Source organism: Protofrankia sp. CiP1_Cm_nod4 (assembly GCF_982290645.1).
In genome coordinates, this window is sequence record NZ_CEVIVC010000098.1 from 1394 (window position 1) to 5811 (window position 4418).

The following is a 4418-nucleotide window of genomic DNA, read 5'->3' on the forward strand; positions in this document are numbered from 1 at the left end:
TACTGCGACTCCGGAGACCGCGCCGAGGATCTTCTTCACTGCCTCGCTGCCGTCGGGCCCGGGTGTGACAGCCGAGGGGTGTAGGTCGAGAGCTTGCTGAGCCTGGCGGATGAGCGCGGGGACGTCGTCCTTGTCGTTGACCGGCAGACCGCGTTCGGTCAGGACGACCTTGGCGGTGCTCTCGATGAGTTCCTTGGCGCTGCCGATCGCGAGGGCCGGGTCGTCGATGACCGCTCGTTGGATGCGGTCGAGGTGCTCCCGGATCGCCACCGAGGAAAAACAGGTACCTGGCGCTGGTCGGTGAGGATACCGAACGAGAACGAGAAGTTCTGGGCCATGAACGGAGGCCACGTTATGATCAGGACAATCCAGCTCATGTCGTCGAGGGTATGTGTGATCTCGATCGGGCGTTCGGGCTGGAACGCGGTGGCGGCGAACAGCATGGCGGGCATGAAGAACGTGAAGCAGTCATGCTTTCAGCAGGGTGCAGACGTCGATGTTGCGCTCGAGGCAGGCGCCGGCCTCGTCAAGGCCGAAGACGAACGGCGCGAAGTCGAGGAACCCGACCCAGGTGGCCCCGGCATTGATGTAGGTGAGCCAGTGGTCGGCGACCTGGCGGGCGTTGCCGTGGACGAAACTCCTGCTCTTCATGGCGCGGGAGACCCTGGCCATGACGGCGTCGTTCTCCTCCCTGGTCACCTCGTTGGGCAGCAGGTGCAGCGTGTAGTTGTAGTCGCGTGGACGCGCCAGCTCCACATCTGGCTCCAGCTCCCATTCAGCGTGCGCCATGCGGCCGTAGATCGATGCAAAGGACGTGACGAACTCGCTGTGGTCGATCGCCTTGTCGATCGCGGCCCGGTCCTCGTGGATCAGCGCGATGGCCTCGATGGCGAAGATGAAATCGTCGGGGTCCCGGCCGTACTTCTCCAGCGCGACCTTCATGTCCCTGACGGTCTGTGCGTAGTGCTCGATGTGCGCGAACGCCGCGGGCACGACCGTGAGCCAGCCGTCGGCGTAGCGCGCGGCGATGTCCAGCGCCCTGGGGCCGGCGCCGGCGACGAGCATCCTGGGCCTGTGGGTGCGGGCCCCGCCGATATAGGCGTTCCTGAAGTGCCAGAAGTTGCCCTCGAAGCTGAAGGGTTCGGTCTTCTCCCATAACAGCTGGTAGAGCCGGAAGTGGTCCTCCAGGCGAGCGAGGCCCTCCTTGCGGCTGTAGCCGAAGGGGACCGTGTTCTGCTTCTCTCCCACGCCGACGCACACGACCGAGTTGCCCTGGGACGCGTCCGCGATCGTCATCGCCATGCGCATTATCTCCGCCGGTCCGTTGCGGATGCCGTTCGTCGCTGACACCGAGAGCCCGAGGCTCTCGGTGGCGCCGCCCGCCAGGCCGAGCAGGGTGAACGGGTCGTAGAAGCTGTCGCCGTCGGGCAGGACATTGGCCACGGGGGAGAAACTCTCCCCCCAGGCCACCCGTGGAAGGATCCCGGTCAGGAAGTCCCACGTGAAGACCTGGTCGACTCCGGCCTGCTCGAGACGCTGGGCGTAGGGGATGATGCTCTTGGCGGGCACCCCGCGGACTCCCGGGAACCACACCGCGGTCTGGACGTTCGACACCGTTGTCTCCTTCGTCATTCCAGGGGCGACGCCCATGAGTCCATCGTCAGGGTCTGGGGCGGGCAAGAGTAATCCGCTACTCTCGCTGTGCATGCAGTACGACGCCGTCATGGAGTTACCCTGGCCGTTGACCGGGCGGGCCGCGGAGCTCGACCTCGTCCGGTCGTCCCTGACGTCTCATTCCCCCCGCAGCGTGATGCTCGTGGGGCCAGCGGGAGTCGGCAAGACCCGCCTGGCTCGCGAGGCCCGGCTGCTTGCAAGCAGGGCCGGGCTTTCCAGCGTCTGGGTGACCGCGTCGCACTCGATCGCCCGGACACCCCTCGGGGTGTTCGTACCCCTTCTGCCGGCCCTGGACAGGGAACCCGCTGGCACGGTGCACGACCTGCTCGAACGTTCGGCCCGAGCCCTGGTCAGCCGCGCCCGCGGGCGGGGTGTGGCGCTGTTCGTCGACGACGCGCACATGCTCGACGAAGCCTCGGCGGGTCTGTTGCACCAGCTTGTCGCGAACCACTCGGTTCTCGTCGTGCTCACCGTGCGTGCCGGCGAAGCGGCCCCGGAAGCGGTCACGGCGCTGTGGAAGGACGACCTCGCGCTCCGGTTGGAGCTCTCGCGACTGGACACCAGAGCCATCGACGCGTTGCTCACCGCGGTGCTCGGCCACCAGGTCGACCGCGCTGCCGTCGTCGAGCTCGCCGCGCGCTCCGGCGGCAACGTGCTGTATCTGCGCGAGCTGACCCTGGGCGCACTGGCGGACCGCACCCTGGTCAGGGACGTCGGGGTGTGGCGCCTGAAGGCCCCGCTGGCCCCCTCCGGGCGCATCATGGAACTGGTCGACACACGGCTGCGTGGCCTCGACGACGCGTCGATCGCCCTGCTCGAACTGGCCGCCTACGCGGAGCCCCTCGGCGGCGCCGAGGTGGCGGAGCTCGCCGACCCCGAGCTGATCGACGCGCTGCAGCGACAGGGCCTGCTGGCCAGCGGGTTCGAAGGTCAACGCCTGCAGGTGCGGCTCGCCCACCCGCTCTACGGGGAGGTCCTGCGAGCGCGCACGTCCGCGGTGCGGGTGTCGGCGATGAGCCGGGCGCTGGCAGACAGCGTCGAGCGCACCGGTGCCCGTCGCAAGGGCGATGCACTGCGGATGGGTATCTGGCGCCTTGATGGCGGCGGCGGTCAGCCCGCGCTGATGCTGCGCGCCGCCCGCGACGCACGATGGCACTATGACTTCGCCCTGGCGGAGAGACTGGCGCGCGCCGCTGGGCATGCCGGAGCGGGGTTCGACGCCTGGCTTCTCGCGGGACAGACGCTGGCGCTGCAGGGCCGGCCCCTCGACGCGGAGCGGGAGCTCGCCAGCCTCACCTGTCAGACCCGCGACGACCGCGATCGGGTGCGACTTGCCATCGCCCACATCGACTGTCTGTGGTTCTACCTCGGTCGCATGGACGATGGCCTTCGCGTGGCCCAACTGGCCGAAGCCTCGATCACCGAACAGTCCCTGCGAGACGAGGTGTCGGCCCGACGCGCCGGTCTGCTCCTTGGCAGCCAGGGGCCGGGTGCGGCCGCTGAGGTGGCGGTACCCATGCTCGCCGCCGCCAAAGGGCCGTCACTGGTCTGGTTGGGCCTCGTGGCGTCCTATGGCCTCGGGCGGCTGGGCCGCATCGAAGAGGCCCTCGACGCGGCCGACCGCGGCTACGACGCCGGCATCGTGCTGAGCGAACCGGACGACTGGTACCCCTGGTTCAACCTCTACGCCCGTTGCGAAGCCCTCGCGCACGCGGGCCGCTTCACCGAGGCCGAGGCGCTCGCCAGGCAGGAGCATCAGCGCGGGCTGGAGGAGGGCAGCAGCGAAGCGCGCGCGTGGTTCCTGTGGCACATGTGCCGCACCGCCAGGGACACGGGCAACGTGCAGTCGGCGGGCCGCGACGCCCGGGAAGCCATCGTGCTGCTCCGCCGACTCGGGCGCCTGGGTTTCCAGCACAGTCTCCTCTCCCTGCTCGCCCAGTCCCAGGCACTGTCCGGGGATCATCAGGGCGCACGCGCGACCCTGGCGAGAATCGACGAGCTGGGTGTCCAGCAACCCCGCTGGAGCTGGACGGAGTTCATCAGCGCGCATGCCTGGACCGCCGTCGCCGAGGGCCGGCTGTCCGTCGCGAGAGAGACGTTCGAACGTGCCGCGGAAGCCGGCGAACGTGTCGGCGACCGCACCGGAGCCTGCGCCGCCCTGCACGACATCGCACGCATCGGTGCGCCCCATGCCGTCGTCGACCGGCTCGTTGCTGTGGCTGCCACCGTGGAGGGCGAACTCACGGGCGCGCGCGTCGCGCACGTCCTCGCCCTGGCCGAGGCAGACCCACCAGGGCTTGCCGAGGTCTCGGACAGGTTCGAGGCCATGGGTGTGTTCCTGCTCGCCGCCGAGGCCGCGGCCGACGCCGCCGTGGCGTGGCGCAGGCTCGGCAAGCCCAGGAAGGCCGACGCCGAGCTGCACCGCGCAGCGATCCGGCTGAGCCGCTGCGAGGGAGCGAGAACTCCTGCCCTGGCCCCGATCAGCGTACGTTCACAGCTCACCCCAGCCGAGCGCGAGACCGCTCTCCTCGCCGCGAACGGGCTCACCAGCAAGGAGATCGCTGAGCAGCTTCGCATCTCCGCCCGGACCGTCGACAACCGGCTCCAACGCATCTTCCGGAAACTTGGCATCTCACGACGGGCGGAGCTGGCCGCTCTGATGCGGTAGGACCAGCGAAGCCTCACTCTGGATCCACCTGTGCCCTCATGTCATGTTCTCGGCCGTGAGCCGTGAGCCGTGAGCC

General features: G+C 69.0%; 3 protein-coding genes. 1 reads left to right on the plus strand and 2 read right to left on the minus strand.

Annotated elements, in window-relative coordinates; genetic code table 11:
* Together AC5LSR_RS17160 and AC5LSR_RS17165 are read right to left on the minus strand one after the other, a co-directional pair.
* On the minus strand, positions 1–270 hold a 270-nt coding region (locus tag AC5LSR_RS17160; protein WP_493468677.1), incomplete at its 3' end, for an abortive infection family protein.
* A 198-nt stretch (positions 271–468) separates the two neighbouring features.
* Complete coding sequence (locus AC5LSR_RS17165; protein WP_157180541.1) at positions 469–1614, minus strand: LLM class flavin-dependent oxidoreductase; 1146 nt, start codon at positions 1612–1614, stop codon at positions 469–471.
* 34 nt (positions 1615–1648) lie between these two features.
* Between AC5LSR_RS17165 and AC5LSR_RS17170 the strand changes: the two genes are divergently transcribed.
* Positions 1649–4342, plus strand: a complete 2694-nt coding sequence (locus tag AC5LSR_RS17170; protein ID WP_235433663.1) for an AAA family ATPase — start codon at positions 1649–1651, stop codon at positions 4340–4342.
* The last annotated feature ends 76 nt before the right edge of the window (positions 4343–4418 follow it).

What these genes read in the sequence shown, in the direction of transcription:
- AC5LSR_RS17170 (WP_235433663.1), top strand. Translation starts at nt 1,649, where the DNA reads ATGAGTCCATCGTCAGGGTCTGGGGCGGGCAAGAGTAATCCGCTACTC.